At 62.8% G+C, this 25,912-nt stretch carries 21 protein-coding genes and 1 other RNA gene; 1 reads left to right on the forward strand and 21 read right to left on the reverse strand.

The window, feature by feature from the left end; genetic code table 11:
• Nucleotides 1–213 precede the first annotated feature (213 nt).
• From K6M89_RS09225 to K6M89_RS09260, 8 genes are all read right to left on the reverse strand, one after another.
• Complete coding sequence (locus tag K6M89_RS09225; RefSeq protein ID WP_222139286.1) at nucleotides 214–741, reverse strand: DUF6886 family protein; 528 nt, start codon at nucleotides 739–741, stop codon at nucleotides 214–216.
• An 89-nt stretch (nucleotides 742–830) separates the two neighbouring features.
• The gene (gene recN / locus K6M89_RS09230; protein WP_222139212.1) at nucleotides 831–2,504 is read right to left on the reverse strand and encodes a DNA repair protein RecN; all 1,674 of its coding nucleotides are present in this window, start codon (nucleotides 2,502–2,504) and stop codon (nucleotides 831–833) included.
• A 5-nt stretch (nucleotides 2,505–2,509) separates the two neighbouring features.
• Nucleotides 2,510–3,379 carry an outer membrane protein assembly factor BamD gene (locus tag K6M89_RS09235; RefSeq protein ID WP_170964711.1) on the reverse strand — a complete coding sequence of 290 codons (870 nt, stop codon included), beginning with the start codon at nucleotides 3,377–3,379 and terminating at the stop codon, nucleotides 2,510–2,512.
• Nucleotides 3,380–3,646: 267 nt separating this feature from the next.
• A complete protein-coding gene (gene lpxC / locus K6M89_RS09240; RefSeq protein ID WP_222139213.1) occupies nucleotides 3,647–4,603 on the reverse strand; it encodes a UDP-3-O-acyl-N-acetylglucosamine deacetylase in 957 nt (318 codons plus the stop codon).
• 261 nt (nucleotides 4,604–4,864) lie between these two features.
• Nucleotides 4,865–6,595, reverse strand: coding sequence for a cell division protein FtsZ (gene ftsZ / locus K6M89_RS09245; RefSeq protein ID WP_222139214.1), 1,731 nt, complete (start codon nucleotides 6,593–6,595; stop codon nucleotides 4,865–4,867).
• Between the two features lie 55 nt (nucleotides 6,596–6,650).
• Nucleotides 6,651–7,982 carry a cell division protein FtsA gene (gene ftsA / locus K6M89_RS09250; RefSeq protein WP_004668807.1) on the reverse strand — a complete coding sequence of 444 codons (1,332 nt, stop codon included), beginning with the start codon at nucleotides 7,980–7,982 and terminating at the stop codon, nucleotides 6,651–6,653.
• Nucleotides 7,979–8,911 (reverse strand): cell division protein FtsQ/DivIB, encoded by a 933-nt coding sequence (locus K6M89_RS09255; RefSeq protein ID WP_281428472.1) that lies wholly within the window; start codon nucleotides 8,909–8,911, stop codon nucleotides 7,979–7,981. The genes ftsA and K6M89_RS09255 overlap by 4 nt, the downstream gene beginning before the upstream one ends.
• Nucleotides 8,899–9,825 (reverse strand): D-alanine--D-alanine ligase, encoded by a 927-nt coding sequence (locus tag K6M89_RS09260; protein WP_222139215.1) that lies wholly within the window; start codon nucleotides 9,823–9,825, stop codon nucleotides 8,899–8,901. Before K6M89_RS09260 ends, K6M89_RS09255 begins: the two co-directional genes overlap by 13 nt.
• A gap of 425 nt (nucleotides 9,826–10,250) precedes the next feature.
• Here K6M89_RS09260 and K6M89_RS09265 point away from each other — a divergent pair, with 425 nt between their 5' ends.
• Nucleotides 10,251–11,180, forward strand: a complete 930-nt coding sequence (locus K6M89_RS09265) for a UDP-glucose 4-epimerase family protein (RefSeq protein ID WP_222139288.1) — start codon at nucleotides 10,251–10,253, stop codon at nucleotides 11,178–11,180.
• A 3-nt stretch (nucleotides 11,181–11,183) separates the two neighbouring features.
• Here the strand turns inward: K6M89_RS09265 and murB are convergent, their stop codons facing one another.
• The 13 genes from murB to rnpB form a co-directional block, all read right to left on the reverse strand.
• The gene (gene murB, locus K6M89_RS09270) at nucleotides 11,184–12,158 is read right to left on the reverse strand and encodes a UDP-N-acetylmuramate dehydrogenase (RefSeq protein ID WP_222139216.1); all 975 of its coding nucleotides are present in this window, start codon (nucleotides 12,156–12,158) and stop codon (nucleotides 11,184–11,186) included.
• A complete protein-coding gene (murC, locus tag K6M89_RS09275; protein ID WP_222139217.1) occupies nucleotides 12,155–13,570 on the reverse strand; it encodes a UDP-N-acetylmuramate--L-alanine ligase in 1,416 nt (471 codons plus the stop codon). The genes murB and murC overlap by 4 nt, the downstream gene beginning before the upstream one ends.
• The gene (murG, locus tag K6M89_RS09280; protein WP_222139218.1) at nucleotides 13,567–14,691 is read right to left on the reverse strand and encodes an undecaprenyldiphospho-muramoylpentapeptide beta-N-acetylglucosaminyltransferase; all 1,125 of its coding nucleotides are present in this window, start codon (nucleotides 14,689–14,691) and stop codon (nucleotides 13,567–13,569) included. The genes murC and murG overlap by 4 nt, the downstream gene beginning before the upstream one ends.
• Before the next feature lie 6 nt (nucleotides 14,692–14,697).
• On the reverse strand, nucleotides 14,698–15,852 hold the full coding sequence (gene ftsW / locus K6M89_RS09285) for a putative lipid II flippase FtsW (RefSeq protein WP_064682720.1): 1,155 nt from the start codon (nucleotides 15,850–15,852) through the stop codon (nucleotides 14,698–14,700).
• A 1-nt stretch (nucleotide 15,853) separates the two neighbouring features.
• Nucleotides 15,854–17,266: a UDP-N-acetylmuramoyl-L-alanine--D-glutamate ligase gene (gene murD, locus K6M89_RS09290; protein WP_222139219.1), complete on the reverse strand. Its 1,413-nt coding sequence runs from the start codon at nucleotides 17,264–17,266 to the stop codon at nucleotides 15,854–15,856.
• A gap of 7 nt (nucleotides 17,267–17,273) precedes the next feature.
• On the reverse strand, nucleotides 17,274–18,374 hold the full coding sequence (mraY, locus tag K6M89_RS09295; protein ID WP_085737793.1) for a phospho-N-acetylmuramoyl-pentapeptide-transferase: 1,101 nt from the start codon (nucleotides 18,372–18,374) through the stop codon (nucleotides 17,274–17,276).
• A gap of 21 nt (nucleotides 18,375–18,395) precedes the next feature.
• Nucleotides 18,396–19,835, reverse strand: a complete 1,440-nt coding sequence (locus K6M89_RS09300; RefSeq protein WP_222139220.1) for a UDP-N-acetylmuramoylalanyl-D-glutamyl-2,6-diaminopimelate--D-alanyl-D-alanine ligase — start codon at nucleotides 19,833–19,835, stop codon at nucleotides 18,396–18,398.
• Nucleotides 19,832–21,352 carry a UDP-N-acetylmuramoyl-L-alanyl-D-glutamate--2,6-diaminopimelate ligase gene (locus K6M89_RS09305; protein WP_222139289.1) on the reverse strand — a complete coding sequence of 507 codons (1,521 nt, stop codon included), beginning with the start codon at nucleotides 21,350–21,352 and terminating at the stop codon, nucleotides 19,832–19,834. The genes K6M89_RS09300 and K6M89_RS09305 overlap by 4 nt, the downstream gene beginning before the upstream one ends.
• A 6-nt stretch (nucleotides 21,353–21,358) precedes the next feature.
• Nucleotides 21,359–23,119 carry a peptidoglycan D,D-transpeptidase FtsI family protein gene (locus K6M89_RS09310; protein WP_097604902.1) on the reverse strand — a complete coding sequence of 587 codons (1,761 nt, stop codon included), beginning with the start codon at nucleotides 23,117–23,119 and terminating at the stop codon, nucleotides 21,359–21,361.
• Nucleotides 23,119–23,598, reverse strand: coding sequence for a cell division protein FtsL (gene ftsL, locus K6M89_RS09315; RefSeq protein WP_222139221.1), 480 nt, complete (start codon nucleotides 23,596–23,598; stop codon nucleotides 23,119–23,121). Before ftsL ends, K6M89_RS09310 begins: the two co-directional genes overlap by 1 nt.
• Nucleotide 23,599: 1 nt before the next feature.
• The gene (gene rsmH / locus K6M89_RS09320) at nucleotides 23,600–24,625 is read right to left on the reverse strand and encodes a 16S rRNA (cytosine(1402)-N(4))-methyltransferase RsmH (RefSeq protein WP_222139222.1); all 1,026 of its coding nucleotides are present in this window, start codon (nucleotides 24,623–24,625) and stop codon (nucleotides 23,600–23,602) included.
• A gap of 17 nt (nucleotides 24,626–24,642) precedes the next feature.
• Nucleotides 24,643–25,080, reverse strand: coding sequence for a division/cell wall cluster transcriptional repressor MraZ (mraZ, locus tag K6M89_RS09325; RefSeq protein WP_222139223.1), 438 nt, complete (start codon nucleotides 25,078–25,080; stop codon nucleotides 24,643–24,645).
• Between the two features lie 426 nt (nucleotides 25,081–25,506).
• Nucleotides 25,507–25,904, reverse strand: an RNA gene (gene rnpB, locus K6M89_RS09330) — RNase P RNA component class A.
• Between the last annotated feature and the right edge of the window lie 8 nt (nucleotides 25,905–25,912).

The raw sequence follows: 25,912 nt of genomic DNA on the forward strand, positions 1-25,912 counted from the left end.
CCCTCATCCCTGTTCTTGTCACAGGGATTCAGCCACGGCGCGTCTGCGCCGTGAATAACTCTCATACAGGCAAGAAGTCTCTCGCGAAGGACTTGGGCGCGCTGGATCCCTGTGACGAGCACAGGGATGAGGAAGATTGGGGTCAGCGTTCGCGCCAAATTCATACCGCTGGGACGCTTGTCATGGGCCTCCGCCCCGGCGGATCTAACCGGCCTATTCCCAGTCTCGCGCATTGCGCAGCCGAATGCCGCAGACATGCAGGCCGGTGTTCCAGAGGTCCTTCAACGGCCGCAGGTTATCGACCACCCGGAGATCCACCTTGCGTGGCGCAAACTCCTGGTCGAGCTGCGACATGGCGGTCCGCTTGACGGGAACGACGCGTCTGCTGGACACCCACATGCCTGCATCCTTAAGCTCTTCGAAGCCGTCCGACGCCATTTCATAGCTGTGGATCGTCTCCGCCACGAGCCTTTCCAGCCAATGACGCTCGACGAAGGCAACGGCGCGCCAATCACCGAGCCAGCGCCGCCGTTCGGCCTCCGGCGTATCGGGCGCCCCCCACAGTAGGATACGCGGACAGTCTCGCGGAAAGAGGTACATAAAGTCATGATCGCCGTCGATCGCCCAGACGAGCGGGCCATTCAGCCATTCCCGGCCAACCGGGCGAACCGAGGGAATGAGAACAGGGCGCGGCTCGAACACCGCGATATCAGGATCATCGCTGAAATGAAAAAGGCGCATGGCAACGGGATCGCGTCGGATCGGGAAGATGCGCATAGCGCGAAGCGCGGTGCTTGTCACGCCACAGCCTTAAATCGGGTTATAGCCGATCAGCCGTTGCCGGCAAGCAGCCGCTTGGCGGCCGCCCTCGCCTCTTCGGTCACCGAAGCGCCGGCCAGCATGCGGGCGATCTCCTCGGTGCGGTCCGTCTGCGCCATCGTCGCCACGCGCGTGGCGATCTTTTCCGAACCGTCGGTCGTCGGCCCCTTGGAGATCAACAGATGCGTTGCCGCCCTTGCCGCGACCTGCGGCGCATGGGTGACCGACAGCACCTGGACACGATCGGAGAGCCGCTTCAGCCGCTGGCCGATCGCATCGGCCACGGCGCCGCCGACACCGGTATCGATTTCGTCGAAGACGAGCGTCGGCGCCGATCCGCGATCGGCGAGCGCCACCTTCAGCGCCAGCAGGAAACGCGACAGTTCGCCGCCGGAAGCGACCTTCATGATCGAGCCCGGCCGCGTGCCCGGATTGGTCTGCACATGGAACTCGACGACGTCGATGCCTTCGGCCAGCGCCTGCTGCGCATCGGTGGTGATCTCGACCATGAAACGGGCGCGCTCAAGCTTCAGTGCCGGCAGCTCGGCCATCACGGCCGCAGCCAGCGCCGCGCCGGCATGATGGCGCTTGTCGGAGAGTGCGCGTGCCGCGGTATCGTAATTCTCCCGCGCCAGGCCGACCTCGGCTTCGAGGCGCGCAAGCTTCTCTTCGCCCGCATCGAGATCGGCAAGATCGGCGATCATGCGGACGGCAAGCGCCGGCAGCTCGGTGACCGGCACGGAATATTTGCGGGAAGCGGCCCGGAGCGCGAAAAGCCGCTCCTCCACCCGCTCCAGTTCGCGCGGATCATATTCGGTCTTGCGTAGCGCCGCCTCGACTTCCATCTGGGCGTTGGAAAGCTGGTCGAGCGCGGCATCGAGCAGCGTCACGGTGTCTTCGAGCAGTCCCGGCGCCTCATGGCTCTTGCGCTCCAGCCGGCGTACCAGCGAGGCGATATGGGGCACCGGCGAGGCATTGCCGTTCAGGAATTCGGAGGCTTCGGCGATGTCGCCGGCGATCCGCTCGGCCTTCATCATCTTCTGCCTGCTTTCGGCGAGTTCGTCCTCCTCACCGTCCTGCGGCGAGAGTTTCTCGAGCTCTTCGACGGAGGAACGCAGATAGTCGGCCTCGCGCGCCGCGCTTTCCACCTTCTCGCGGTGCTTCTTCAGCGTCCGCTCGCTGTCGCGCCACCGATGATATAGCCGGGAGACTTCCGCAACTTCATCGGTCAGTCCGCCGAAGGCATCGAGAAGGGTACGATGGGCGTTGGTATCGACCAGGGCGCGATCGTCGTGCTGGCCATGGATCTCGACCAGCATCTGGCCGGCCTGGCGCATCAGTTGCACGCTGACCGGCTGGTCGTTGACATAGGCCTTGGTGCGCCCGTCCGCCGATTGCTGGCGGCGGAAGATCAGATCGCCCTCGTCGTCGATGCCGTTTTCACGCAGCAGTGCACGGGCGCCATGATCCATGCCGACGTCGAACACGGCCGTCACCTGACCCTTGTCTTCGCCATGGCGCACCAGGCCGCCGTCGCCACGCCCGCCGAGCGCCAGCGAAAGGCTGTCGAGCAGGATGGATTTGCCCGCCCCGGTCTCACCCGTCAGCACGGAAAGGCCGGTCTCGAAGGCAAGATCCAGCCGCTCGATCAGGACGATATCGCGGATCGAAAGCTGGATCAGCATTGGACTTAGGAACCTAGCAGGAGTTTCTTGCCTGCCGCAGCGATCCACGAGCCCTTGTTTTCACGCGGCTCGGCGCCACCGGTCTGCAGCAGCTTGTAGGAATCGGCGTACCACTGGCTGTCGGGGTAGTTGTGACCAAGAACGGCTGCCGCGGTCTGCGCCTCGTCGACGATGCCCATCGCATAATAGGCCTCGACCAGACGGGCGAGCGCCTCTTCGATCTGGTTCGTGTTCGGATATTTCTCGACAACGATGCGGAAGCGCGAGATGGCGGCGAGATACTCCTTCCGCTCCATGTAGTAGCGGCCGATCTGCATTTCCTTGCCGGCCAGCTGGTCGCGCGCATAGCGGATCTTCGCCTGCGCGTCGTCGACATATTCGGAGTTCGGGTAATTGTCGACGACGGCCTGCATCGCCTCGATCGTCTTGGCCGAGGCGCGCTGGTCCTGCGTCACGTCGACGATCTGTTTGGAATAGGTGAGACCGACGAGATACTGTACATAGGCGGCATCCTGGGACTTCGGATATTGCGCCATGTAACGGTTGCCCGAAGCCAGTGCGTCGTCGAGCCGACCCTGGCGGTATTTGACGAAGGTGCTCATCACCAGCGCCTTGCGCGCCCATTCGGAGAACGGATTCTCACGGTCGATGGCGTCGAACTTGCGCGCCGCTTCCGCCATGTTGCCGGCCTTCATGTTGGCAAGGCCCTGGGTGTAGAGCACGTCCGGCGGGTCGGTTTCGAGGCCGAGCTTGGTGATGTCGATATCGGGGTCCGACTGGCAGCCGGATATCGAGGCGCCTGCGCTGAGCACCAGAAGCGATGCGAACAAAGCGCGCGCTGTCTTCATCATACCTTCAGATCCTGCATAAGCCATTCGAAAGAACCCCACTGCCGCCGCTCGCTCCACGGCAGCCACGCCTCGCTGGCGTTTCTAGCCACAAATGTGCATCGAGAGCAACGCAATGATAAGGCATTAACGCATTTTTGTGGCAGCCGCGGCCGGAATGACCGGCTTTTCACCTTCTTTCCGACCTGTTGCAACTAAGCACCTGCCGCAAATGCCAATCGCTGCAGACTCGGGACGACATAAAAAAACCGCCTCCGGGAAAGAGGCGGCCTGGTCTTAAGAATATGCTGGAGGTCATGCCGACCAGGGAGCGAATTCCGAAGCGCTGACGGCGATCATTTCCCGAGCAGCGACGCGCTGACGCGGCGTCGACGTCTCGACCACTTCATAAGCGGAGGGATCGGCGAGCAGCGCCTTCAAAGCATTGGCATTCATCTTGTGGCCGCCACGGTAGGAGCGGTAGCAACCGATGAACTGGACGCCGGCAAGCGACAGGTCGCCGACGGCATCGAGCGTCTTGTGGCGGACGAACTCGTCCTTGGCGTAGCGCAGCCCTTCGACGTTGATGACGGTGTTGTCGTCCGAAATGACGACGGAATTTTCGAGCGACGAGCCGAGCGCATGTCCGGAAGCCCAGAGCCGCTCGACATCGCGCATGAACCCGAAGGTGCGGGCCCGGGAAAGCTCCGTCTTGAAGACCGCGGCGCTCATGTCGCCGGCCCATTTCTGCCGGCCGATCAGCGGGCAGTCGAAATCGATCTCGACCTCGAAGCGCGTGCCGTCATAAGGACGGAATTCGCTCCAGGAACCGCCATGCTCGATTCGCACAGGCTTGGTGATACGGATATAGCGGCGCTTGACGCCGAGCGAGACGAGACCGGCTTGCTCGATCGCCTCGACGAAAGGCAACGAGCTGCCGTCCATGATCGGCATTTCGGCGCCCTGCACTTCGATCAACACATTGTCGAGGCCGAGCGCATAGATGGCGGCCATGACATGTTCGATCGTCGCGACCGAATGAGTCGGTGAAAAGCCGAGCACGGTGCAGAGGTCGGTATTGCCGACCTGCGACGAGACGGCCTTGAGTTCGGTGATGTCGCCATTGTCATGCAGGCGCTGGAAAACGACGCCGGTGTCCGATTCGGCCGGGTTCAGCGTGATCGAGACATTGGCACCTGAATGGACCCCGATGCCCGAGAGCGTCACGGGACGCGATACCGTCGTTTGAAAACCCAGCAAGCCAATTGCCATAAAATCTGCCTTTATTTTTCCGCTCCAGCGATCTGTTCCACGGTGCGGTTTTCATTCGTTCTGCAGAAGGAGCCTCGTTGAGGAGTCTCCTAGGGCAGTTTCCTTGCATCATACTTACGTGCGCCGGCGCTCCAATCCAAATCACTGTTTCTTTCGGTTTGTTACGAAGTCACACGATTGATATCGCTCAGCAATTCCGGGCTGAAAAACGTAAATGCCCGGGACCTTGATCCCGGGCATTTACGGTGTCGAATCGCAGCCTCAGTTCGACTGGCGACGCAGGAATGCCGGGATTTCCAGCTGGTCGTCTTCCTGCATCATGCGCGCCTGCGGAACCGCACGACCCTGATCGTCGAGATTGCCGCGGCGCGGTGCGTAGAGGCTTGCCTCCGGCGACAGCGGACGCCGCTGCTGCGAAGCGGCTGGCGGTGCGGCGGTCATGTCGGCGGCAACCGCGTCATCGTCGCGGCGCCCCAGCGAATTGGTGATTCGCTTGAGCAGGCCCATTGGGCCGCGCTCTTCCTGGCCATGCGCGGAAGCCGCCTGCGTGCGGTGGTCGAGTTCGGCCTGAACGACCGGCGGGAAATCCTCTACCTTCGGCATGCGGACGGGTTCAGCCGACTGACGGATGATCGGCTCCTGCCGGACCGGCTGCGGCTGGATCGGCTGCTGCTGGATGGGCTGGCTCATCACCGGCTGGCTCATCACCGGTGCCGGAGCCTGTTGCTGCACCTGAGGACGCATGGCCGGAGCCTCCGGTGCAGGCGCGAAAATCTTGCTCTGCGGACGGAAGACTTCCTGCTGCGCAGCAGGCTGCTGAAGCGGTGCGGTGGCACGCGGGGCCGGAATCTCAAGCTCGCGTTCCATCTCGGCTTCGCGGATGGTCTGGGCGATCGGATCAATGGCCTTTGGTGCCTGCATCACCGGCGCAGGCTGAACTGCGGCCGCTGCCGGAGCAACAGCCGCGGAGGGACGGATAGCGGGCTTGGCAGCCGGCTGGAAGTTGCGCTCGGCGGCTTCGCTGATCGCCCGGTCGATGCCGGTTGCGACGACCGAGACGCGGATGATGCCTTCGAGCGATTCGTCGAAGGTGGCGCCGAGGATGATGTTGGCGTCCGGATCGACTTCCTCGCGGATACGCGTTGCAGCTTCGTCGACTTCGAAGAGCGTGAGGTCGCGACCGCCGGTGATCGAGATCAGCAGGCCCTGAGCGCCCTTCATCGAGGTTTCGTCGAGCAGCGGGTTGGCGATCGCCGCTTCGGCGGCCTGCAGTGCGCGGCCGGCGCCGGAGGCTTCGCCGGTGCCCATCATCGCGCGGCCCATTTCGCGCATGACCGAGCGGACGTCGGCGAAGTCGAGGTTGATGAGACCTTCCTTCACCATCAGGTCGGTGATGCAGGCAACGCCCGAATAGAGAACCTGGTCGGCCATGGCGAACGCGTCGGCGAAGGTCGTCTTGTCGTTGGCAATGCGGAAGAGGTTCTGGTTCGGAATGACGATCAGCGTGTCGACAGACTTCTGCAGTTCCTGAATGCCCATCTCGGCGAGACGCATGCGGCGGCCGCCTTCGAAATGGAACGGCTTGGTGACGACGCCGACCGTCAGGATGCCCTTGTTGCGGGCGGCCTGCGCGACAACAGGAGCAGCACCGGTACCGGTGCCGCCGCCCATGCCGGCGGTGACGAAGCACATATGCGTGCCGTTCAGGTGATCGACGATCTCGTCGATGCATTCTTCAGCGGCCGCGCGACCGACTTCCGGCTGCGAACCGGCACCGAGGCCCTCGGTGACGTTGACGCCGAGCTGGATGATGCGCTCGGCCTTCGTCATCGTCAGCGCCTGCGCATCCGTGTTGGCAACGACGAAGTCGACGCCCTGGAGGCCGGCGGTGATCATGTTGTTGACGGCGTTGCCGCCACCGCCGCCAACGCCGAACACGGTGATGCGCGGCTTCAGCTCTGTGATGTCAGGCTTTTGCAGCTTGATGGTCATGGTACCTGTTCCTTCTCTCTCTGGCCGCATCGCCACGCCGGCCAATTACTCAATTTCAGAAGCTTTCCTTCAACCACTGGCCCATCCGGGCTATGCGGCTGTTATTTCCCCCAAGCGACATGAGCAGACCGCTCTGTGACGCATGTGTCTCCATGTCCGCGACCTGCGGATAGATCATCAGACCGACGGCCGTCGAAAACGCCGGGCCCTTGGCCGCCGTCGGCAATCCCGACACGCCCATTGGGCGGCCGATGCGGACGTTGCGGGCAAGGATGCGCCGCGCCACTTCGGCAAGGCCGGTCAGCTGGCTCGCGCCGCCCGTCAGCACGACGCGCTTGCCGACGATCGGGCTGAAGCCGGAGCGCTGGATCCGGTCGCGGATCAGTTCCATCGTCTCTTCGATTCTGGCCGAGACGATGCGCGAAACCAGCGCCCGCGGCACCTGCGACGGCTGGTCGCGATCATCCTCGCCGATCGGCGGGATTGAGATCAGCTCGCGCTCGTCGGAGGAATTCGAAAGCGCCGAGGCATGCACGACCTTCAGCCGTTCCGCATCCTCGATGCGGGTGGAAAGACCGCGCGCCAGATCGGTGGTGACATGATGGCCGCCGAGGCCGACGGCGTCGGTGTGAACAAGCTTGCCCTCGGCAAAGACCGAGATTGTCGTCGTGCCGCCACCCATGTCGATCGCCGCGCAGCCGAGCTCGACCTCGTCGTCGACGAGAGCGGCAAGACCCGATGCATAGGGCGTCGCAACGATGCCCTCGACCGAAAGATGCGCCCGGTTGACGCTGAGCTCGAGGTTCTTCAGCGCCGAGCGCTCTGCGGTGACGACATGCATGTCGACGCCGAGCGCATCGCCATACATCGCGAGCGGATCGCGGATGCCGCGCTCGCCGTCAAGCGAGAAGCCGGTCGCCAGCGAATGCAGCACCGAACGGTCCTGGCGCAGCGACTGCTGGCAGGCGGCCGAGAGCACCTTCTTCAGATCGTTGAGCTCGACTTCCTGGCCGCCGAGATCGATGGTCGCCGTGTAAATGTCGCTGCCGAGACGGCCGGCCGTCAGGTTGACGATCAGGCTCTCGACGGTCAGCCCCGCCATGCGCTCGGCCGCATCGACGGCGAGCCGGATGACGCCTTCCAGCGCGTCGAGGTCGGCGATGACGCCGGTCTTGATGCCGCGGGAGCGCTGATGGCCGATGCCGATGATCTCGATATTGTGGGTGCGGCCAGGCAGGATCTGGCTTTCCTCGCGCGGCGTCAGCCGGCCGATCATGCAGACGACCTTGGTCGAGCCGATGTCGAGCACCGAAACGATATGCGACCGCTTCGACGAAAGCGGCTTCAGGCGCGGCAATCCGAAATGGGATGAACCGAACAAGCTCATATATTCTGCCCCGCCTTCTTCAATTCTTTCGTACGCTCCGTTACTGCCGCCTGCCGGCGAACCGCCGCTTCCGGCGTCAGCTGGATCGCGGTTCTGTCCGGCAACCTCAGGTCGACCGCGGCGATGTCGCGCTCCAGCAGCTGATGCTGCTTGTCGAAGGCCGACAGCGTCGCCAGCGCCTGGTCGATGCCGTCCTCCGGCAGCTTGACGACGACGCCATTGTCCATGTGCAGGTCCCAGCGACGGCCGGATATCCAGACAAAGGCCTTCACGCGCGCCTTCACGTCGGGCCACTTCGAGAAGGCCTCGTCGAGCGAAGCCGCTGCCGTTTCGGCATCGCGGCCGACGACGAGCGGCAGCGCCGAGAACTTGTTGTCGCGCAGCGGCGCAATGACGCTGCCGTTCTTTTCGATCAGCGAAAGCTCCTGCCCGTGCTGCCAGATTGCATAGGCCTGGCGCTCCCTGAGCTTCACCTCGATCGTCTTCGGGTAGATCTTGCGGACCTCGACATTCTCGACCCAGGGAAGATGCGCGATCTTCCGGCGAGCGGCATCGACGTCGAGCGCAACCAGCGAGGTCGTGCCGTCGAGGCCGATCAGCTGCAGGATTTCGATTTCGGAGGTTTCGGAATTGCCGGAGACTTTCACATCCTCGATCGCAAAGCCCGCCGCCGTCGTCGTTGCCTGGGCGACAGCTTCGGTGTGACCGCCGAGCGACATGCCGTAAAGCCCCGTCGCGCCTAAGAAAACCAGCGCCGAAACCGTGCCCGTATGGGCCGGGATATAGATGCGGCCGCTGCCGAGACTGATCAGGAAACGAGTGACGCGGCGCAGCGGACGCGGCAGGACGAATCGCTCTTCGGCTTCCACGGTCGGAAGCACGGCATGATGGCTGGGGCGCCCTATCTTCTTGACCGTCAACGCAAACAAGACGCGTCCTCCACCATCCACCGGAGAAACTCACCAAAGGAATAGCCGGCATGGCCGGCCATTTCGGGCACGAGCGAGGTTGGAGTCATCCCAGGCTGGGTATTGACCTCCAGCCAGATGATTTCGCCGTCTTCGGAGAAACGATCGTCGTAACGAAAGTCAGACCGACTGACGCCGCGACAACCGATTGCCTGATGCGCCCTTACGGCCAATGTTTGTATTTTTTGGTAAATATTCGGTGAAATTTTCGCCGGGATGACGTGTTTTGAACCGCCCGCGGCATACTTGGAATCGTAATCATAGAAATTGTGTCCCTGCGGCACCACCTCGGTGACACCAAGCGCCGTCTCGCCCATGACGCCGCAGGTGAGCTCGCGGCCGTAGACGTAGCGCTCAACGAGAACGTCCTCACCATAGCGCCACTCGGTCGAACTGACGACCTGCGGCGGATGCGCCTGATCTTCCGTGACGATGACGACGCCGAAGCTCGAGCCCTCGCGAACCGGCTTCACCACATAGGGAGGCTTCATCGGATGCGTCGAGGGAAAGGCAAAACGGTTGATAACCCGCGATTCGGCAACCGGAATGCCGGCAGCGGCGGCGACAAGCTTCGCCTTGTCCTTGTCCATTGCCAGCGCCGAGGCAAGCACGCCCGAATGCGTATAGGGGATTTCGAGATATTCAAGGATGCCCTGGATGGTGCCATCCTCGCCGAAGGGCCCGTGAAGGGCATTGAAGACGACATCAGGCTTCAGCGCCGCGAGCTTTTCGGAAACGTCGCGCGCGACATCGATGCACGCCACCTGGAAGCCTTCCGCTTCGAGGGCTTCTGCGCAAGCCTTTCCCGAGGAAAGGCTGACAGGCCGTTCCGAGGAAAATCCGCCCATCAGGACAGCAACATGCTTGCGACTCATCAACACCCCCAAAAATAACTTCCATTTTTGAAATCGACGCTTGCGCGAAGCTGTCTGCGCCGTTTCGGGCCTTTGTCCGATCTGCATGCATTAGAGCATCATTATGGTTAATGAAGTGTTTACTTTCGTTAACTCCTGCCCCGGAAATTCGCGATCCTTTACCTTTTGCTCATTTCACCACCATTCCCACGCCTTCCGGGGATGGACTGCAGCAGAGGACAAAAACCCTATCTCTTCAATAAGATATCGTGTCGCGCTGAACCACGATGGACTCAGTCAAAGGAGTGAGATGTCATCCCTCAACGGCGGCCGGTGGCTTGATTGATTAATGCGGAGAGCGGCAACGCCCGCTCCGCCCTGCTTTTTTATTGATGTGGGTCTGACTTCCGGTTAGCGAAGGCGCATGGATGAGCAGGGAGAAGATCATGCGATGCCTCGTCACCGGCGCTGCCGGCTTCGTCGGTAGTCCACTTGTCAAGCGGCTGCACGCAGAGAAGACGTGCGATCTTGTGGCCACCTCCAGATCCGAAAAGTCTGCCTTTCCTGATGATGTCAGGCATTTTCGGATTGACATAACCGACAGGACCGACTGGACGACGGCACTTGCAGGCGTCGACGTCATCATCCACCTTGCCGCCCGCGTTCACATCATGAACGACCGCGCAGCCGATCCGCTGGCGGAATTTCGCCGGACGAACACTGTCGCCACACTCAACCTCGCCGAACAGGCCGCCCGCGCCGGCGTGAAGAGGTTCGTCTTCGTCAGCACCATCAAGGTCAATGGCGAAGAAAACGATCGGCCGTTCCGGCATGACGACACGCCGAAGCCGATCGATCCCTACGGCATTTCGAAACTGGAAAGCGAAATCGGCCTGCGTGAAATCGCCGCCCGCACCGGCATGGAAATCGTCGTCATCCGCCCGCCCCTGGTCTATGGCCCCGGCGCCAGAGGCAACTTCGCTCTTCTTATCGGGCTCGTCCGCAAGCGGATACCGCTCCCTTTCGCTTCGCTGAAGAACCGCCGCACATTGGTGGCGGTGCAAAATCTCGTCGATCTGATCATCACCTGCGCGGCGCATCCCGCCGCCGGCGGTGAGATTTTCCTTGCCGGAGATGGTGAGGACCTGTCGACCCCGGAACTCATCCGGGGAATTGCCGCGGGGCTTGGCGTCACGCCGATGCTGGTCCCCTTCCCGTCTGCATTGCTGCACATGGCGGCGAAGGCTGTCGGGAAGGAAGCCGTCTATCAACGCCTTTGCGGTTCGCTGCAGGTCGACATCTCCCAGGCGCGCAACGTTCTAGGCTGGACGCCGGTCGTCACGCCGCGCCAAGGCCTGAAACTGGCGGTGAAGTAGCCGTTATTCGCTGGTAACACCCTGGAACGGGCGCACTTCGCGGCCGGGCATGAAGACACCGAGGCGCTTGATTTCCCATTCGAGCTTGATGCCCTCTTTCTCGAAGACTTCGCGGCGCACCTGCTCGCCGAGATATTCGAGATCGTAGCCGGTCGCCTGCCCCATATTGATCATGAAGTTGCAGTGAAGCGACGACATCTGGGCGCCGCCGATGACGAGGCCGCGGCAGCCCGCCTCGTCGATCAGCTTCCAGGCAGAATGGCCCGGCGGGTTCTTGAAGGTCGAGCCGCCGGTCTTCTCGCGCACCGGCTGCACCGTCTCTCGGTGATTGCGCACGGCGTCCATCTCGGCGCGGATCTTGGCGCGATCCTCAGGATAGCCCTCGAACAGCACCGAGGTGAAGATCAGGTCGGCGGATGCTGCGGAATGCCGGTAGGAATAGCCCATCTCGGCATTGGAAAGCACATGCTTATTGCCCTTGCGGTCGACCGCGTTGACCTCGATCAGCCGCTCGCGCGTCTCGACGCCGTTGGCGCCGGCATTCATGCGGGCCGCACCGCCGATGGCGCCGGGAATGCCGTAATAGAAATGGAGCCCGCCGATGCCGTTGTCCATCGCCATCGCCGCCACATGTTTGTCCGGGCAGATGGCGCCGGCAAGGATGCGGTTTTCACCGGCCAGCTCGACGAAGCCGAAGCCCTTGGCCGACAGGCGCAGCACGACGCCGGGAATGCCGCCGTCGCGCACCAGGATATTGGAGCCGACGCCGATCACCGTCAGCGGCACTTCTTCCGGCAGGATCTTCAGGAAGGCGATGAGATCGTCGACATCATGCGGCTGGAACATCAGCTCGGCCAGACCGCCGGCCCTAAACCAGGTGACGCGATCCATGGGGGCATCCGGCGTGATACGACCGCGGATATCCTTTACACCGTCTCCGAGAGACGCGAGAAGCTTTTCCCCATTCACCTGTTTCATGCGGACTTTCCCGATAGGCCTTCCAGTTGTCTGGGCAGTGCGGCTGCCCAGGATGTGATGCTCCCAGCCCCCAACAAAACCACGAAATCGCCAGGCTTTGCAACCTCTGCAACCATCTGCGGCAGAAGCTCAGCCGAAGACAGGAAGCGGGCGTCGCGATGGCCGCCGGATTTGATGCGCGAGACGAGCGACGTGGAGTCGGCGCCTTCGATCGCATCCTCGCCTGCCGCATAGACGGGCGCCAGAAAAATGCTGTCGGCATCGTTGAAGCAGGCCGCGAATTCTTCGAACAGGCTTGCGAGACGGCTGTACCGGTGCGGCTGGTGGACGGCGATGATGCGGCCCTTGCAAGCTTCGCGGGCAGCGCGCAGCACCGCCTTGATCTCGACCGGATGGTGGCCGTAATCGTCGAAGATCTGCACCCCGTTCCATTCGCCCGTCAAGGTGAAGCGGCGCTTGACGCCGCCGAAGGAGGCAAGCCCCTTGGCGATATCGGCGCTCGATATGCCGAGCCGGTTGGCGACGGCGATCGCCGCAGTCGCGTTGGAAATATTGTGCCGCCCGGGCATCGGCATGACCAGCCCCTTGAGTTCGGTCACCTGGCCGGTGCGGCGGCGGCGGATCTCGACATCGAAGATCGAGCGCGTGCCGTCGATACGCACATTCTTGAAGCGCACATCGGCCTGCGGGTTCTCGCCATAGGTGATGATCTTGCGGTCCTCGATGCGGCCGACCAGCGACTGCACTTCGGGGTGGTCGAGGCACATGACGCCGAAACCGTAAAACGGCACGTTCTCGACGAACTGCCGGAAGGCGGCGCGCACGGCATCGAAATTGCCGTAATGGTCGAGATGCTCCGGGTCGATATTGGTGATGACGGCGACATCGGCCGGAAGCTTCAGGAAGGTGCCGTCGGATTCGTCGGCCTCGACCACCATCCACTCGCCCTCGCCCATCCGGGCATTGGTGCCGTACGCATTGATGATACCGCCGTTGATGACGGTCGGGTCGAGCCCGCCGGCTTCGAGCAGGGTCGCCACCAGCGAGGTCGTCGTCGTCTTGCCGTGGGTGCCGCCGATGGCAATCGCATTGCGGAAGCGCATCAGTTCGGCAAGCATTTCGGCGCGGCGCACCACCGGCAGCAGCTTTTCACGGGCGGCGATAAGTTCCGGATTGCTCTTCTTGATCGCCGTCGAGACGACGACGACTTCGGCATCGCCCAGATTTTCAGCCCGATGGCCGACGAAGACTTCGATGCCCTTGTCGCGCAGGCGCTGGACATTGGCGCTGTCGGCCTGGTCCGATCCCTGTACCTTATGGCCGAGATTGTGCAGCACCTCGGCGATGCCGCTCATGCCGATGCCGCCAATGCCGATGAAATGGACGAGACCGATCGCCTTCGGCAGTTTCATGCGCGTGTCCTCTTGAATTCTGAGACTGTCTTACCGGCGGCAATAGCCTCAACCATGTCGGCAAGCAAGTTTGCCGCATCCGGTTTCCCGGCAAGCTTCGCCGCCGCCGCCATGTGCGACAGCTTTTCCGGATCGTTCATCACATGGCTCAATATAGAGGCGATACGTTCCGGCGAAAGCTCGGACTGAGCAATCACCTTCGCCCCGCCAGCCGCAGCCAGTGCGGCGGCGTTCGCCGCCTGATCGTGGTCGAGCGCATGCGGATAAGGCACCAGGATGGCCGGGCGTCCGATGACGGAGATTTCCGAAACCGTGGACGCGCCGGAGCGGCAGATCACCAGATGCGCTTTGGCAAGACGCTCGGCCATATCATTGAAAAACGGCGCGATATCGGCACCCATCTGCAGCTGCGCCACGCAGCCGCGCACCATCTCCATGTCCTCCGGGCGAACCTGCTGCGTCACCCTGAGCCGCGCCCGCAGCTCGTCGTCGAGCAGGCTGATTGCCGTCGGCATGGCCTTGGAGAAATACTGCGCGCCCTGGCTGCCGCCGAAGACGACGAGATGGAATGGTTCGCCGGGATGCGAGGGCGTATAAGGCTGTTCGGCCGCGGCAAGGATAGCCGGGCGCACGGGATTGCCGGTCGCAACCGTCTTATCGGAAAAAGCATCGCCGCTTTCCTGCAGAAAGCCGCCGGCAATCGCCTTGACGCGCGGGGCCAACGCCTTGTTGGCGCGCCCCATGACGGCGTTCTGCTCATGCAGCATCGAGGCGACACCGAGCCGCGTGGCGGCCAGCAGCGGCGGTACCGTGGGATAGCCGCCGAAACCGACGACGATGACGGGCTTCAGCCGCTGGATCAGCTTCTTGGCCGCCCGCATGCCGCTCCACAGCGTCCACAGCGAGCGGGCGACGGCAACCGGGTTCTTCGAACCGATCGTTGCCGACGGCACAACGTGAATTTCCTCGGCCGGGAATTTGCCGGCATAGCGCTCGGCCCGGCTGTCGGTGACGAGATGCACCGCGTAGCCACGCTCCTTCAGCTTGAAGGCCAGCGCCTCCGCCGGGAACACGTGGCCGCCGGTCCCCCCGGCGGCAAGCAGCACGATGCCTTTGCTCATTATCTTTTACTCCGCCGGCATGCCGTGCGGGACGCGGAAGAGGCTCCGGTCCTGCGCGCGCTTTTCCGGCCGATGGCGCGTCAGCGCCAGAATGAAGCCGGCAGTGACGCAGATCGCCACCATGGACGAGCCGCCGTAGGAAATCAGCGGCAGCGTCATGCCCTTGGCCGGCAGCAGTTCGAGGTTGACGCCAATGTTGATGATCGACTGGATGCCAAGCTGCAGCACCAGGCCGGCGACAGCAAAGCGATTGAAGTCATTGCGCTCGCGATAGGCATGCGACAGGCCGCGCAGCACCAGCACCGTAAACAACGCGACGAGCGCCATGCAGAAGACGATGCCGAATTCCTCCGCTGCGACCGAAAAGATGAAGTCGGTATGGGCGTCGGGGATGATCCGCTTGACGATGCCCTCGCCCGGTCCCTGGCCGAACCAGCTGCCGCGGATGATCGCCTCGCGCGCCGTATCGATCTGGAACGTGTCACCCTCGCCGGTCATGAACTTGTCTATTCGGCCGGCGACGTGCGGAAAGACGTAATAGGCGCTGAGCAGGCCGCCGGCGCCGCCGATGCCGAGCAGCACGATCCAGATCCAGGGCATGCCGGCCATGAAGAACATCCCGCCCCAGACCGCCGTCGTCAGGATGGTCTGGCCGAGGTCCGGCTGCGCGACGAGCAGGGCCGCGACGATGCCGAACAGAATGATGGCGAAGAGATTGCCGGGAATTTCAGGCTGGCGCGCATGTTCGGCAAAAAGCCACGCGCAGACCACGACGAAGGCAGGCTTCATGAATTCCGACGGCTGGATGGAAAGGCCAGCGATCCAGATCCACCGCCTGCCGCCCTTGACCTCCTGACCGATGAACAGCACCAGCACCATCATCGCCAGCGAGATGATCAATAGCAGGATCGCGGTTCGCCGCACCTGGCGCGGTGTCAGGAAGGACAGCCCGAGCATGACGGCGATCGACGGAATCATGAACGCCGCATGGCGCTTGACGAAGTGGAAGGGTTCGAGCCCGATGCGCTCGGCAACCGCGGGAGAAGCGGCAAAGGATAGCATGAAGCCGATGCCCATCAGGAAGATGAACATTGCCAGGAAGAAACGGTCGATGGTCCAGAACCAATCGGCCAGAGGCCCACGTTCCGCGCGGCTTACCATGTCATTTCTCTCCTGCTTCGGGACCGATCAGCATCGTCATTCCGTCAAGCGCGGCCACGTGGCCGACGAAGGCATCGCCCCTGACTTCGAAGTTCTTATACTGGTCGAAGCTTGCGCAAGCCGGGGATAACATCACGGCCGAAGCAGCCGCCTCGTCGCGATCCGCGTCGGCTGCCGCATGCGCGACTGCGCGCTCCAGCGTGCCCGAAATTTCGTAGGGCACGGCCTCGCCGAGGGTCGCTGCGAATTCCGCCGCCGCCTCGCCGATCAGATAGGCCTTGGCGATGCGCGGAAAATAAGGAGCGAGCGCCGTGATGCCACCGGATTTCGGCAGGCCGCCGGCAATCCAGTAGATGCGGTCGTAGCTCGAAAGGGCGGGTGCTGCCGCATCGGCATTTGTGGCCTTGGAATCGTTGACGAAGACGACACGGCCGCGCCGGCCGACCGGCTGCATGCGATGTTTGAGGCCGGGGAACGAGGCAAGGCCGGCGCGGATGTCGTCGGCGGAAACGCCGACCGCAAGGCAGGCGGCAACGGCGGCGGCGGAGTTTTGCGCATTGTGGCTGCCGCGCAGCGTCTGAATGCCGCCAAGATCGACGAAGGGCAACATGGCGCCGCCGGCGGCCTGAACGAGTTTCGTGCCCTCGGCATAGATGCCCTCGGCCACCACGTTGCGGCGCGAGATGCGGACCACCTTGACGCCTGTCCGCTGGATGCGGTCGGCGATCAGGGCCGAATGGCTGTCGTCGACGCCGACGACCGCGACATCGCTGCCGGCGACCAGTCGTTCCTTGACGTCGGCATAATGCTGCATCGTGCCGTGACGGTCGAGGTGGTCGGGTGTCAGGTTGAGCAGAATGCCGGCCGAGGGGTTCAGCGTCGGCGCCAGATCGATCTGGTAGGACGAGCATTCAACGACGAAATAACGCCCCGCTTTCGGCGGGTCGAGCGTCAGCACCGCCGTGCCGATATTGCCACCGAGCTGCGTGTCGTAGCCTGATGATTTCAGGATGTGGGCAATCAGCGCCGTCGTCGTCGACTTGCCGTTGGTGCCGGTGATGGCGATGAATGGGCAGTCCGGTGCATGGGCGCGGCGCTCGCGCACGAAAAGCTCGACGTCGCCGACGACGTCGACACCGGCCGCGCGCGCAAGATCGACAGTCCAGTGCGGCTTGGGATGGGTGAGCGGCACGCCGGGCGACAGCACGAACAGCGCCTGCTGGCTCCAGTCGATGCTGTGCAAATCCTCTGTCCGGATGCCTTCGGCGGAAGCCTTGGCGACGCTGTCGGGATTGTCGTCCCAGGCGGTGACTTCGGCGCCGCCCGCAATCAGCGCCCGGGCGGTGGCGAAACCGGAGCCGCCGAGCCCGAAGAGCGCAACCTTCTTGTCCTTGAGCGTCGTCACCGGGATCATCGCCGCCTCACCTAAGCTTCAGCGTCGAGAGGCCGAGCATGGCAAGGCCGACCGCGATGATCCAGAAGCGGATCACCACCTGGCTTTCGGTCCAGCCCTTCTTCTCGAAGTGATGGTGGATCGGCGCCATCAGGAAGACGCGCCGGCCGGTCATCTTGAAGAAGCCGACCTGGATGATGACCGACAGCGTCTCCATGACGAAGAGGCCGCCGATGATCGCCATGACGATCTCGTGCTTGGTAGCAACGGCGACGGTGCCGATCGTGCCACCAAGCGCCAGCGAGCCGGTGTCGCCCATGAAGATGGCGGCCGGCGGCGCGTTGAACCAGAGGAAGCCGAGGCCGGCGCCGATGACGGCGCCGAGCACGACGGCAAGCTCACCGGTGCCGGGCACGAAATTGATCTGCAGGTAATTCGCAAACACCACGTTGCCGGCGAGATAGGCGATGACACCGAAGGAGGCGGCGGCGATCATCACGGGCACGATGGCGAGCCCGTCGAGCCCGTCCGTCAGGTTGACGGCATTGCCGGCGCCGACGATGACGAAACCGCCGAAGACGACGAACATGATGCCGAGATTGATCAGGAAGTCCTTGAAGAAGGGAAAGGCGATCGAGGAGCCGAAGGTCGAGCCGGCGGTCCCCGAGGCAAGAGCGGTGCGCATCATGAAGTAGACGGCGATGCCGGCGATGACGAACTCGATGCCGAGGCGGGCCTTGCCGGAAAAGCCCTTATGGCTCTGCTTCGTCACCTTGAGATAATCGTCGTAGAAACCGATCGCGCCGAAACCCAGCGTCACCAGCAGCGTGGCGACGACATAGACGTTGGAAAGATCGGCCCAGAGGAGCGACGCCCCAACGATGCCGGCCAGGATCATCAGACCGCCCATGGTCGGCGTGCCGGCCTTCTTGAAATGCGTCTGCGGCCCGTCGGCGCGGATCGGCTGGCCCTTGCCCTGCCGGATGCGCAACGAATTGATGATCGTCGGCCCGAACAGGAAGACGATCAGTGCGGAGGTGAAAAGAGCGGCGCCCGTGCGGAAGGTAATATATCTGAACAGGTTCAGAAACTTGAAATATTCCGACAGTTCGACAAGCCAGATCAGCATTCAGGGCCCCTTGTTACCCGATCAAAGTTCGCGTTGCGTGTCGGAAAATGCCGGGAACTTGTCAAGAAGCGCGGCGACGATCTTGCCGAAACCGATGCTCAGAGACGATTTCACCATCAACACGTCGCCCGGGACGACCGAGTTCAACACGTAGTCCGTCAATTCGTCCGTCTTTTCCCGGTATTCGACATGGACGCTTTCCGGCAGTGATTCCTTCAGCGCGGCCATTTCGGCGCCCGCGAGCCAGACATGTTCGATGCCGGCCGCAAGCAGCGGCCCGGCGAGGTCGGTGTGGACCTTCTCGGCATATTCGCCCATCTCGAGCATGTCGCCGAGCACGGCGATGCGGCGACCGCGGCCGGCCGGCTCGGCGGCCGCCAGCAGCGCGATCGCCGCCCGCATCGAAGCGGGATTGGCATTGTAACTCTCGTCGATCAGCGTGAAGCTGCCGTTGCCGCCGCCGATCGAGAGCCGGTGGCGCTTGCCCCTGCCCTTCTCCGGCTTCAGCGTCGCAAGCGCTGCGATTGCCTTGCCCATGTCGGCGCCGACGATCCTGACGACGCCGAGTGCAGCCAGCGCATTTTCGGCGATGTGGCGGCCCGGCGCGCCGAGCGCGACCTCCAGCGTCTCGCCGCCGATCGTCAGCCACAGCGTCGAATTTTCGTCTGAGCCGTTGAACTCGGCGAGCCGGAATTCGGCTTTCGCATGCTGCCCGAAGGAATGGATCTGTTCGATGCCGAGCGACTGCGCCGTACGGTCGAGGAAATTGAACTGATCGTTGTCGCGGTTGAGCACGACATCGCCGCCGGGCTCCAGCCCCTCGAAGATCTCGGCCTTGGCGGCGGCGATCTCCTTGATGTTCTTGAAATTGCCGAGGTGTGCCGGTGCGATCGTCGTGATGACGGCGACATGAGGGCGGATCATCGCCGCCAGCGGCCGGATTTCGCCCGGATGGTTCATCCCGACTTCGAAGACGCCGTAATCGGTATCGCCAGGCATGCGCGCCATCGTCAACGGCACGCCCCAGTGATTGTTGAAGGAGGCGACGGAGGCATGCACCTTGCCGGAGGGCGACAGCACGTGCCGCAGCATCTCCTTGGTGGTGGTCTTGCCGACCGAGCCGGTGACGGCGATGATCTTTGCGCGCGAACGCTCGCGGGAAGCCTGCCCCAGACGGCCGAGGGCTGCGAGCACGTCATCGACGACGATCATCGGCACCGTCAGGCGGCCCATGGCCGGAAGCCTCGCTTCGCTGACGACGAGAAGGGCCGCGCCGTTCGCCATCGCCATCGACGCATAATCGTGACCGTCGACGCGGTCGCCCTTGATCGCGAAGAAGGCCTCGCCCGGGCTGATCGAGCGGCTGTCGATGGAAATTCCGGTGATGCCTTCGGGCGGAGTGCCGAAGGGGCGCCCCGCCATCGCTGCGATCATGTCTTCGGTCGTCCAGAGCCAGCTCAAGATTTCAGTTCCTCCAAGGCCTTGCGCACCTCCGCATGATCGGAGAACGGCAATGTGACGCTCCCGATCGTCTGCCCTTCCTCATGTCCCTTGCCGGCGACGATCAGCGTATCGCCCGATTTCAGCATGCCGACCGCTTCGCGGATCGCGGTGGCGCGGTCGCCGATCTCGGAGGCGCAGCCTGCTGCGGCCATGATCTCCGCCCGGATCGAGGCCGGCTCTTCCGAGCGCGGATTGTCGTCGGTGACGATGACGACATCGGCAAGACGGCAGGCGATTTCGCCCATGATCGGCCGCTTGCCGCGGTCGCGGTCGCCGCCGCAACCGAAGACGACGACGACGCGGCCGGTCGTGAATGGCCGGACAGAGTTCAACACGTTTTCCAGCGCATCGGGCTTATGGGCATAATCGACATAGGCGAGCGCGCCGTCCTTGGTATGACCGACGAGCTCGAGGCGGCCGGACGCACCGACGAGTTTCTCGAGCGCGGCCATCGCAACTTTCGGCTCGACGCCCGTCGACATGGCAAGGCCTGCGGCGACCAGCGCATTGGCGACCTGGAAATCGCCGGCCAGCGGAATGTCCACCTCGAAGATCTGGTCGCCGATATGGATCTCGGCCATCTGCTTGTGACGGAAATGCTCGACGCGTTTCAGCGTGAGGTAATCGCCCTTGCGCCCGACGGTTCGAACGTCATGACCGGCATCGGCAGCGGCCTTGACCGCTTGGCGCGACCAGGGATCGTCGGCGAAGATCACCGCCGGCGCACCCTTCGGCAGCAGCCTATGGAAAAGCCGCATCTTGGCGGCCATATAGACCTCGACGGTCGGATGATAATCCATATGGTCGCGGCCGAGATTGGTGAAGGCGGCGGCGGCAAGCTTGACGCCGTCGAGCCGGCTCTGGTCGAGACCGTGACTGGAAGCCTCCATCGACGCATGGGTGACGCCCTCGTCGGCAAGTTCGGCCAGGAGCTTGTGCAGCGACACCGGATCGGGCGTCGTCAGCGCGCCATATTCGTTGCGCGTCGGCGAGACCACGCCCGTCGTGCCGATCATCGCGGCCGCATGGCCTGCATGCGCCCAGATTTGCCGGGTGAACGAGGCGACGGAGGTCTTGCCCGCCGTGCCGGTGACGGCGACCATGGTCTCGGGCTGCCTGCCGTAGAACCGCGCGGCGGCGATCGAAAGGAAGCGGCGCGGTTCCTTGACCGCAAGCACCGGAATGGAAGCATCAACCGGCTGGGAGGCGATCGCGACGGCAGCGCCTCGGCCGGCGGCATCGACGATGAAGCCCGCGCCATCCGCCTTTGTGCCGGCGACCGCGACGAAAGCGTTGCCCGGCGCCACAAGACGGCTGTCCGAAGACAGGCCTGAAATATCAAGCAGGCCTGCCGGGCCTTCGAGCTGTGCTTCAAGTTCCGGAAACTGATCTCCGGCCAAGTCTCGCAATTTCATCGAATGCACTTTTCCCTCTTGAAGCCGATCCGCCCCTCGCGAATCGGCGCCGATATTGATTCACGCTCAATAAGACACCAGCAAGGCCGATCCGCCGTCCCCGAATTTCGGCTCGATGCCGAGGATGGGCGCCGCGCGGCGGATGATATCACGGGCAATCGGACCGGCCGTACCGGCGGAGAGCGTTCCGCCATATTGTTTCTCGCCGGTCTTCGGCTCGTCGCAGAAGGTGATCACGGCATATTGGGGATTGTCGATCGGGAAGGCGGCAATGAAGGAATTGAAGTTCAGCGTCGAGGAATAACGCCCGTTCACCACCTTGTCGGCCGTGCCGGTCTTGCTGCCGACGGCAAAACCGGGCACACGGGCCACGCGCCCCGAGCCCTTGTAGCCGTTGAAATCAAGGAGATAGCGGACCGCGTCGCTGGTCGACTTCTTGAGGACCTGCGTGGCGATCTGATCGGCCTGTTCGCGCGTGCGCGGCAGGAATGTCGGTTCGATCAGCTTGCCGCCGTTGACGAGAGCAGCCGCCGCCACCCCCGTCTGCAGCGCCGTCGTCGAAACCCCGTGTCCGAAGGAAATCGTGATCGAATTGATCTTCTTCCAGACGCGCGGCTGGCTCGGCATCTTTACTTCCGGCAATTCGGTCTGCATTTTCGTCAACAGGCCGAGCTTGGTCAGATAGTCCTTCTGCGAATCGATGCCGACGATGTCGATGACACGCGCCGTGCCGATATTCGACGAATACTGGAAAATCTCAGGCACGGTCAGCCAGCGGCGCTGCCCGTGAAAATCGTGGATGGTGAAGCCGCCGATATAGATCGACTTGCTGGCATCGAAACTGTCGGTCATCTTCACCTTGCCGCTGTCGAGCGCCATCGCCAGCGAAAAGGTCTTGAAGGTCGAGCCCATTTCGAAGGTGCCGTTGGTCATCCGGTTGAGCCAACCCTCCTTGGCCCCTTCCTGCGGATCGTTCGGATCAAAATCCGGCGCCGATGCCATGCCCAGCACTTCTCCGGTATGCACGTCGATGACAGCTGCACCCGCACCCTTGGCCTGAAAATTGTTGACGGCGTTGACCACAGCGTCTCGGACGATGTTCTGCACGCGCAGGTCGATCGAAAGCCGCACCGGCTCGAGCGGCTGGTCGCTGGTCATGCCGACCGAGGCGAGATCGGCAAGCCCCTGATCGTCGATGAACTTCTCCATGCCGGCAACGCCGCGGTTATCGATGTTGACGTAACCGAGGATATGCGCGGCGGTCGGGCCGCCCGGATAGAAGCGGCGCTTCTCCGGCCGGAAGCCGATGCCGGGAATGCCAAGTGCGAGGATCTGGCTCTGCTGCTTCGGCGTCAGCTGCCGGCGCAGCCAGGCGAAATGCGAGGTTTTGACCGAGAGCTTTTTATAGGTATCCCGAACGTCGAGCTCGGGCAGAACCGTCGCAAGCTTCTCGACCGCCTCGTCGGGATCGACGATCTTGTTGGGTTCGGCAAACAGCGAGACGGTGCGGATGTCGGTCGCCAGAACTTCGCCGTTGCGGTCGAGAATGTCGGGACGCGACGCCATCAGCCGATCGGGCGGCAGGATGCTGGAGACGACCTCCTGGTCCTTCATCGCATATTCGACGAGACGGCCGCCGATGATGACGTAGACGCCCATGAAGCCGAGGATCAGCAGGCCGACGCGGCTTTTTGCCTGTCCTGATTTCTTCTTGCGCGACCCCTCGATCGCCAGGCCGGCGGGGGACGGACCGCCGAACCGGTTATAGACGCCGGCGGAGAAATGCGCCTGGCTCTTCAAGACCATGATGCGGGAAAGAAACGACATTATTCCACCGACCCCGTTTCGATCTGGTCTGCATCATCCTCTGCCTCGCCGCGCGGCGCGGGCATTGGAACCGGCTGGGCCTTGGTGGTGACCTGCGTGCCCTTGGCAGCGTCCGGCGCGCTTTTCGCGCTGGCCACGGTCGCGCCTTTGGAGCCGGCTTTGGCCTCCGTCACGTCAGGCATGGGAACCTCGGATTTCAACATCGGCAATTCCTTGGCATGCACCAGCGCCGTCGAATCCGTCGGCTGCAGCTGCAGTTCGCCCTCATAGGCCTTGACCAGCCGCTCCAGACGGTTCGGCTGTGATTGCAGCGCCCAGTCGGCCTTGAGAAGGTCGATCGTGTCCTCCTCGAGCTTGATCTCGGCTTCGAGGCGATGGACCTCTTCGAGCTTCAATTCGGCGCGATGCTTGATCGTGTAGGTGACGGCCGCGGTGGCCGTCATGACGCCGATAAGCACGAGATCGAACGTTTTCAGCACATCAACCTCCAAGCTTTCCGAGACTGGCGAGATTGGGAAACCCAAAGAGCGACATATCGGCAGCCTCGGCGGCGGCCTCCGTCCTCAGGCCGGCGCGCAGCTTGGCGGAGCGGGCGCGCGGATTGATCTCCGCCTCAGCCTCGCTTGCCGAAACCATCGGTTTGCCGATCGCCACAAAGGTCGCTGCCCGCTCATGCGCGACCGGCAGATGCCGCGACCCCGACGCCTTGCCGGCGCGGTCGGAGAAGAATTTCTTGACGATGCGATCTTCAAGCGAATGAAAAGTGACGACGACCAGCCGGCCGCCCGGCTTCAGCACCGCCTCCGCCGCAAACAGCGCCTGCGCCAGTTCGCCGAGCTCGTCGTTGACGAAGATGCGCAAAGCCTGGAAGACGCGGGTCGCGGGATGTATCTTGTCCTTCATTTTGCGCGGCGTGACGAGTTCGATGAGACCGGCAAGATCACGCGTCGTCTCGAACGGTTTTTCCTCGCGGCGCTTCTCGATCGCATGTGCAATGCGCGGCGCCTGGCTTTCCTCGCCGAGAAAATGGAAGATACGGATCAGATCGGCGACCTTGGCGCGATTGACGACATCGGCGGCCGAAACCCCTGTCGCCGACATGCGCATGTCGAGCGGCCCCTTCTTCTGGAAGGAGAAACCGCGCTCGGCCTCGTCGATCTGCATCGAGGAAACGCCGATATCGAGCACGACGCCATCAAGCCCGCCTTGCGGCGCATGATCGGCAAGATGCGAGAATTGCGAATGGACGAGCTTGAGACGGCCACCATGGGCGGCGACCATCGCCTGGCCTGCGGCAATCGCGCTGGGATCGCGGTCGAGAGCGATCACCTCCGCGCCGGCCGCAAGGATGGCCGAGCTGTAACCGCCCGCACCGAACGTACCATCGAGGATGAGCTTGCCGGGCGAAGGCGCCAGAGCTGACAGCACTTCATCGAGAAGAACCGGAATGTGACGAACCGGTCCGCCACCGGCATCAGTTGAACCTCCGCCAGGATTCGCCGCCATTCCGTTCCCTCGCTCTTTCAGGAACGCTTGCCCGCCAGCTTGCGCTCCCCTCGTGCCTGCGTCTGCGCAGCCATAAAAGCCTGCGGCTGCCAGAGCTGAAAATGATCTGCCCGACCGACGAAGGTCACTTCGTCCGAGATACCGGTAAAGCCGCGGATGAAATCCGTGACCATCAACCGCCCCTCGGCATCGAGCCGCATGAAGACCCCGCCTCCGTGAATCAGAAGCGACATCTCGTTCGCATCCGGCGAAAACGGATCCTCCGCAGCAATCTGCCGTTCGAATCTTTCGAGAAGATCCGGACCGCCGACGCTGATCGCCGGAAACACAAAGTCCTGAAAGCAATAAAGCTCCTGGACATTGCGCTGCGCCAGCACGGAACGAAACGCCGAAGGCACGGAAACCCTGCCCTTGGCATCGATCCTGTTGGTCGCATTCGAAAGGAAGCGGCTCATCACACGAAACATCCGTTCCCGCAGGGATCCGGACCAAAAGACGCCCGAAACTCCCGATATCAGGCACAGCTTCGCAAGCCGGATGAGTAAAAACCCCTCCGACGCTTCCGGAGAGGAAGACGCCTTTGCTTTGCGATGAATGGGCAGGTGATTGCCCTGATGCAGTGCAGGTTTGGGATAGCATGGGACCATATGGGCGTCAATGGGATGCGCCTGTTTTGCAATAGACGCATGATCAAAAATTTATAAGCCGTTAAGTTTAACAAAGGGTTAGGATCACCCTCCTGCAAGCGACGCGCGACAGTGCTTTCGCAAAAACAACTTTCGCGCAGAGGATTGTATAAGCATCCGCTTGAAAACTGTCGATTTCAGCGGCTTACCTGGAGGTGATTCGTCAAATCGGAGATTTTCGTGCCACGAAAGTTAATCGCCAGTTGGCCTGTAAGCCGGGTTCTGTATGGCTCCGGCGTGAACCGGAACGTGGCAGCCATTCCTCTGGGACAGCGTTCGCACGCTGCCTCGCGCAACCCACCCGGATGACTGGCCTGGAAACCGGCCGGAAGGCCTTTCGGCCTGCCACGTCATCCCTATTCGGTCTTGCTCCCGGTGGGGTTTACCGTGCCATTTCCGTTGCCGGAGATGCGGTGGGCTCTTACCCCACCCTTTCACCCTTACCTGTCGTGACAGGCGGTCTGCTTTCTGTGGCACTTTCCCTGAGGTCGCCCTCGCCGGACGTTATCCGGCACCGTGTATCCGTGGAGCCCGGACTTTCCTCACCCTACCGCCTTTCGGCATTGGTAAAGCGCGGCTGCCCGGCCAACTGGCAGGGCTC

The sequence above is a fragment of the Rhizobium croatiense genome, assembly GCF_019793465.1.
GTDB classification, from domain to species: Bacteria; Pseudomonadota; Alphaproteobacteria; order Rhizobiales; family Rhizobiaceae; genus Rhizobium; species Rhizobium croatiense.

Coding starts and splice junctions, on each gene's coding strand:
- K6M89_RS09225 (WP_222139286.1), bottom strand. CDS start 741: ATGCGCCTTTTTCATTTCAGCGATGATCCTGATATCGCGGTGTTCGAG.
- recN (WP_222139212.1), bottom strand. CDS start 2,504: ATGCTGATCCAGCTTTCGATCCGCGATATCGTCCTGATCGAGCGGCTG.
- K6M89_RS09235 (WP_170964711.1), bottom strand. CDS start 3,379: ATGGCTTATGCAGGATCTGAAGGTATGATGAAGACAGCGCGCGCTTTG.
- lpxC (WP_222139213.1), bottom strand. CDS start 4,603: ATGGCAATTGGCTTGCTGGGTTTTCAAACGACGGTATCGCGTCCCGTG.
- ftsZ (WP_222139214.1), bottom strand. CDS start 6,595: ATGACCATCAAGCTGCAAAAGCCTGACATCACAGAGCTGAAGCCGCGC.
- ftsA (WP_004668807.1), bottom strand. CDS start 7,982: ATGAGCTTGTTCGGTTCATCCCATTTCGGATTGCCGCGCCTGAAGCCG.
- K6M89_RS09260 (WP_222139215.1), bottom strand. CDS start 9,825: ATGAGTCGCAAGCATGTTGCTGTCCTGATGGGCGGATTTTCCTCGGAA.
- K6M89_RS09265 (WP_222139288.1), top strand. CDS start 10,251: ATGCGATGCCTCGTCACCGGCGCTGCCGGCTTCGTCGGTAGTCCACTT.
- murB (WP_222139216.1), bottom strand. CDS start 12,158: ATGAAACAGGTGAATGGGGAAAAGCTTCTCGCGTCTCTCGGAGACGGT.
- murC (WP_222139217.1), bottom strand. CDS start 13,570: ATGAAACTGCCGAAGGCGATCGGTCTCGTCCATTTCATCGGCATTGGC.
- murG (WP_222139218.1), bottom strand. CDS start 14,691: ATGAGCAAAGGCATCGTGCTGCTTGCCGCCGGGGGGACCGGCGGCCAC.
- ftsW (WP_064682720.1), bottom strand. CDS start 15,852: ATGGTAAGCCGCGCGGAACGTGGGCCTCTGGCCGATTGGTTCTGGACC.
- murD (WP_222139219.1), bottom strand. CDS start 17,266: ATGATCCCGGTGACGACGCTCAAGGACAAGAAGGTTGCGCTCTTCGGG.
- mraY (WP_085737793.1), bottom strand. CDS start 18,374: ATGCTGATCTGGCTTGTCGAACTGTCGGAATATTTCAAGTTTCTGAAC.
- K6M89_RS09310 (WP_097604902.1), bottom strand. CDS start 23,119: ATGTCGTTTCTTTCCCGCATCATGGTCTTGAAGAGCCAGGCGCATTTC.
- rsmH (WP_222139222.1), bottom strand. CDS start 24,625: ATGGCGGCGAATCCTGGCGGAGGTTCAACTGATGCCGGTGGCGGACCG.
- mraZ (WP_222139223.1), bottom strand. CDS start 25,080: ATGAGCCGCTTCCTTTCGAATGCGACCAACAGGATCGATGCCAAGGGC.